Source organism: Sinorhizobium fredii USDA 205, from assembly GCF_001461695.1.
Taxonomy (GTDB): domain Bacteria; phylum Pseudomonadota; class Alphaproteobacteria; order Rhizobiales; family Rhizobiaceae; genus Sinorhizobium; species Sinorhizobium fredii.
Map to the genome: position 1 here is coordinate 1 of NZ_AUTC01000083.1, position 1,494 is coordinate 1,494.

At 58.3% G+C, this 1,494-nt stretch carries 2 protein-coding genes; both read left to right on the forward strand.

Annotation, left to right across the window (positions count from 1 at the left end; genetic code table 11):
- Positions 1–166: 166 nt before the first annotated feature.
- Positions 167–598: a hypothetical protein gene (locus N181_RS09560; protein ID WP_050994809.1), complete on the forward strand. Its 432-nt coding sequence runs from the start codon at positions 167–169 to the stop codon at positions 596–598.
- Between the two features lie 230 nt (positions 599–828).
- Positions 829–1,494 (forward strand): DUF7133 domain-containing protein (locus N181_RS09565; RefSeq protein ID WP_425353305.1); only part of this gene is annotated, 666 nt, incomplete at its 3' end.

A 1,494-nucleotide genomic window follows, 5' to 3' on the forward strand; every position in this document is an offset into this window, starting at 1 on the left:
AGCGCGGAGAATGCTCAAACTCCGAGTTTTTCAACGATATCGGCCCGTTGCGGACATTGCGATAACAGCCCACAATTGTTTCAAATGACGGAGAGGGCTTAAGTTGCGCAAATCAATGTTTGAGGGAATGTGCGTAACACTCTCGATTGTTGGAGGAGCCGTCGCAATGCCACCCACCTTTACTGTAGCCCAGCTTCTTGACATTTGCGGGTCGTCCACTGTGTCAGAGGCGACTACCAAGGGTGATGCACTTGGCTGGGAGCGCATGAACGATGAGCAGGTGGAAGAATGGCGTGCCGGCTTCTTGGCTCACAATGGCGGATCAGTGGACCTGGTAGGCTGGCGGCGCGGCGAGAAAGAGGGCGATGGCATGCTGTCTTTTTGGATAGCAAAGGGGCCCAACGGACACAAGGCGTGTTCCTACTCGGTTACCAACCCAGCAGGGCTTTTAGATGCTCTGACACAACGTTTTGGCCCTCCCAGCAGCCTCGACAAAATGGATTTTGGTTCAGTGGCCTATTGGAAACACAGCGCGACCGAGGTCTCCTTTTCACAAGTGGGGTCGAGCACCGGCGTTACCATCGCCTATAAGGACTGACCGGCAACGTTTCATTTGCAGTGTTCTCGTTTGGCGGTGAGCGACGGATGACTTGGGTCTACCCCTCTCCGGGCGTTGGTCGACGCAGAGTAGGTCACACCACCTGCGCCACCGCGTGCCAAGCGAAATAGCGCACGCTCAACACAGCGAAGTGGCGACAAAGTAATGCATTTGAGGATACCAACCCGCAGGCGCTTCGGGTAGCGTGCGCATCAGGGTTAGGAGGACACATGGGCCTGTCAGACATTTTCGGTCGACTAGTCGCACTGATCGGCGCCGTAGCAATCCTTTTGCGGCGGCAGGACGGTGATTCTCTTGAACCGGCCTATGGCAGCGCACCGAAAATCCCGAGAGCCAAGCCGCAGGGCATTCCGACCCTGAAGATGCCGACAGCCAAGGGATGGACCGCGGAGCAAATGCCGACTGCGGCGGCCGGGCTCAAGGTGAACGCTTTCGCGGCCGGGCTCGAACATCCCCGTTGGGTTCACGTGTTGCCCAATGGCGACGTACTGGTCGCTGAGGCACTGAGCGAGCCGGGGGGCCTCAAATCTGTCTTCGACTACGCCATGTTCAGCACAATGAAGCGCGCCGCCGCAGTGGGCGTAAGTCCGAACCGCATCACGCTGTTGCGCGATGCGGATGGCGACGGCGTGGCCGAAATACGTGAGGTATTCCTCGACGGACTCAATCAGCCGTTCGGCATGGCGTTGCTGGGCGACACGTTGTATGTCGGCAACACAGACGGAGTCGTTGCGTTCCCGTATAAAACGGGCGACACGCGAATCAGCGCGAAAGGGCGAAAGCTGGCGGAATTCGAGGCCGGCGGGCATTGGACACGAAGCCTGCTTTCGAGCGGCGATGGACGAAAGCTTTTCATCGGCGTCGGTTCGCTCAGC

What these genes read in the sequence shown, in the direction of transcription:
- N181_RS09560 (WP_050994809.1), top strand. Translation starts at nt 167, where the DNA reads ATGCCACCCACCTTTACTGTAGCCCAGCTTCTTGACATTTGCGGGTCG.